Raw genomic sequence first — 2947 nt, forward strand, 5'->3', positions numbered from 1 at the left:
GCCCGGCGGCGGGGGCGGGGACGGCGGGGCCGATGGCGGCTGACCGCACCGCCGGCCCGGCGGGGCCGCGGGCCGCACTCGGCACGCTCGACGGGCCGCTGCGGTTCCTGCTGCTCAGCTCGTTCCTGATCCCGCTCGGCAGCTTCATGGTGCTGCCGTTCATGTCGGTCTTCCTGCACGAGCGGCTCGGCATGGGCCTCGGCACCGTCGGCGTCGTGCTGGCGGTGGCCTCCCTGGTGCAGTTCTCCGGCGGGATCGCGGGCGGCGCGCTGGCCGAGCGGATCGGGCTGCGGCGCACCATGCTGTGGGCGCTGACCGTCCGCACGGCCGGCTTCGTCGGCCTGCTGCTCGCGCTGCGCTGGCCCCCGCTGGCGGTCGGCGCGCTCGTGCTGACCTGCTGCGGCGCCGCGCTGTACCTGCCCGCCAACAAGGCCTACCTGGTGCGGGGCGTCGACGACGCGCGCCGGCCGGCGTTCCTGTCGGCGGGCAACGCCGCCCTCAACGCGGGCATGGCGGTGGGACCGCTGATCGCCGGCCCGTTCGTGCTCTCCTCGCCCGGCTACCTCTTCCTGGCCGCCACGGCGCTGTTCGTGCTGGTCACCGCCGGCCACGCGGGGCTGCCCGCCGGCGCCGCGCCGAGGCGGGAGCCGGAGAGGGGAACCGGGCCGGGCCCGCTGGCCGGGATCGCGGTGCTGCCCTTCGCGGCCAACGCGCTCGCCTTCTACCTGTACTTCCACTTCCAGCACTTCCTGGCGATGTACGCGGTCGAGCGGGCCTCGGGCACCTTCTACAGCCTGGTGCTGCTGCTCTGCTTCACGCTGGTCATCGTGGTGCAGCCGCTCGCCTCCGGCGCGATCGGGCGGATGCCCTACCCGGTCGCCCTGGCGGCCGGCTTCGCCGGGCTCGCCGCCGGACTGGCCGTGCTCGCCGCCGGCACCCGGCCCGCGCTGCTGGCGGGCGGGGCGCTGATCACCCTGGGCGACATCGTGCTCTTCCTCAAGAACGACCTGGAGGCGCTGGCCCGCAGCCCGCGCTCGGACGCCGTGGTCTTCGGGCAGCAGCGGCTCGGCGCCGGACTCGGCGCCTGCGCGAGCGGCGTCCTCGGCGGACAGCTCTACGGACTCTCCGAACGGGGCGGCCACACCGGGCTGTTCTGGCTGCTGGCCGCCGGCCAGTGCCTGCTGCTGCCCCCACTGCTGCTCGCGCTGCGCCCCCGCGCCGGCGGGCGCCACCCCCAACCGCACGACGACGAAGGAGCACTGAGGCCGCATGACACGGACGGGCGGGTTCCAGGACGATGACTTCTGGACCGGGTTCCACGACTTCCTGTTCTCCGAGCAGCGCCACGAGCAGGCCGAGGAACTGCTCGGCTCCTCCCCGCTGCTGGACTTCCCGGCCGGCTCCCGGGTGCTCGACCTGTGCTGCGGGCCCGGCGTGTTCAGCGTCCCGCTGGCGCGGCGCGGCCACGCCGTGACCGGCGTCGACCTCAGCCCGCCGATGCTGGAGCGGGCGCGGCGACTGGCCGACGGGGCCGGCGCCAAGGTGACGTTCGTGCGGGCCGACGCGCGCACGTACGAGGCGCCGGGCGCGTTCGACGTGGTGCTCAACATGTTCACCTCCTTCGGCTACTTCGAGGACCCCGCCGACAACGCCCGGGTGCTGCGCACCATGCACGACAGCCTCACGCCCGGCGGCACGCTCGTCCTCGACCTGGCCGGCAAGGAGTTGCTGGCCCGCCGGGTCACCCCGCCGAAGGTGGTGCGGCGCGGCGAGGACCTCGTCGTGCAGACCGACACGGTGCTGGACGACTGGGCGCGGCTGCGCAGCGACTGGGTGATGGTGCGCGGCGAGCACGTCACCCGCGCCACCCTGGTGTGGTTCGTCTACAGCGCGGTGGAGCTGCGCCGGATGGCCGAGGAGGCGGGGTTCGAGCGGATCGAGGTGTTCGGCGGCTTCGACGGCCGCCCGTACGACGAGAACGCCGAGCGCCTGGTGCTGCGGGCGGTCCGCCCGGCGTGACGGCGGGGCCGCCACCCCGCGCGCGGAGAACGGGGAACCGGTCGGCCCCGTGGGGGCCACGACCAGCCTGGTCGTGGCCCCCACGGGGCCGGGGGTGGCGCAGGGGTCAGCGGGTGCAGCTGATCGCGGCGTTGGCGGCGTAGTAGCCGGGCGCGAGCCGGTAGGACTCGGCGTACAGCAGCACGCACTGCTCGTTGAGGAAGCCGTTGAGCAGCGCCTGCCGACGGGCGTCGTTCTCGGCGTCGCGCTTCGCCTCCTTGGGGCTGTTCTCGTAGCCGGACCCGACGAACCGCTGCGTCTCCTGGACGACGCCCCCGGTGGTGGCCGCGGTGGTGACGGTGGCGTGCGCGACGGTCGGCGCGAGCACGGCGAAGCCGGCGAGGACGAGGGCGGCGCCGCCCCGGACGAGCATCGACGTCATGGTGGTCTCCTTCTGTAGTTTCCGGTGGAATGCGATGCGGGTCAGTGCGGGTCAGCGCTGACAGAACACCTGGGCGACCGCGGTGAACCAGCCGGTACCGGTCGACCTGACCTCGGAGCCGAGGAGGTAGCACTGGCTCCGCTGCCAGCCGGCCGCCTGGGCGTACACGTAGGCCACGTTGGCCGCGCTCTCGATGGCCGAGCCCATCGAAGCGCCGGTTCCGCTGCCCATGAACTTCGCCATCTCCGTCGCGGTGACCGATTCGGCGCGGGCCGGGGCGGTCTGGGCGGCCTGGGCGGCCGAGACGGTACCGCCGAGGACGCAGGCGGAGGCGGTGAGGGCGACGGCGGTGACACGCAGCCGGAGGCTGAACGAGCGGCTCATGGGTACTCCTCGGTGGTGTTCGGACGGTCACTGGTGCGGCCGGTCGCACCGGCCCGCCGGCTCACTCTCACCGCGCGCGCTCCGGCCCGGCAAAGGCCTTCGACCACCCTCGAATTCGGGCCG

4 protein-coding genes are annotated in these 2947 nt (G+C 74.3%); 2 read left to right on the forward strand and 2 right to left on the reverse strand.

The features are described 5' to 3' along the window. The first annotated feature begins 32 nt into the window (after positions 1-32). Together ABD308_RS33750 and ABD308_RS33755 are read left to right on the forward strand one after the other, a co-directional pair. Entirely contained in the window at positions 33-1301 is a 1269-nt protein-coding gene (locus ABD308_RS33750; protein ID WP_344343538.1) for an MFS transporter, read from the forward strand. Beyond that, positions 1270-2019 (forward strand): class I SAM-dependent methyltransferase, encoded by a 750-nt coding sequence (locus ABD308_RS33755; protein ID WP_344343532.1) that lies wholly within the window; start codon positions 1270-1272, stop codon positions 2017-2019. The genes ABD308_RS33750 and ABD308_RS33755 overlap by 32 nt, the downstream gene beginning before the upstream one ends. Before the next feature lie 106 nt (positions 2020-2125). Here the strand turns inward: ABD308_RS33755 and ABD308_RS33760 are convergent, their stop codons facing one another. Together ABD308_RS33760 and ABD308_RS33765 are read right to left on the reverse strand one after the other, a co-directional pair. After that, positions 2126-2440 carry a hypothetical protein gene (locus ABD308_RS33760; protein WP_344343534.1) on the reverse strand — a complete coding sequence of 105 codons (315 nt, stop codon included), beginning with the start codon at positions 2438-2440 and terminating at the stop codon, positions 2126-2128. A gap of 51 nt (positions 2441-2491) precedes the next feature. After that, positions 2492-2824 carry a hypothetical protein gene (locus ABD308_RS33765; RefSeq protein ID WP_344343536.1) on the reverse strand — a complete coding sequence of 111 codons (333 nt, stop codon included), beginning with the start codon at positions 2822-2824 and terminating at the stop codon, positions 2492-2494. Positions 2825-2947 lie beyond the last annotated feature (123 nt).

The organism is Kitasatospora putterlickiae (genome assembly GCF_039527695.1).
Classification (GTDB): Bacteria; Actinomycetota; Actinomycetes; order Streptomycetales; family Streptomycetaceae; genus Kitasatospora; species Kitasatospora putterlickiae.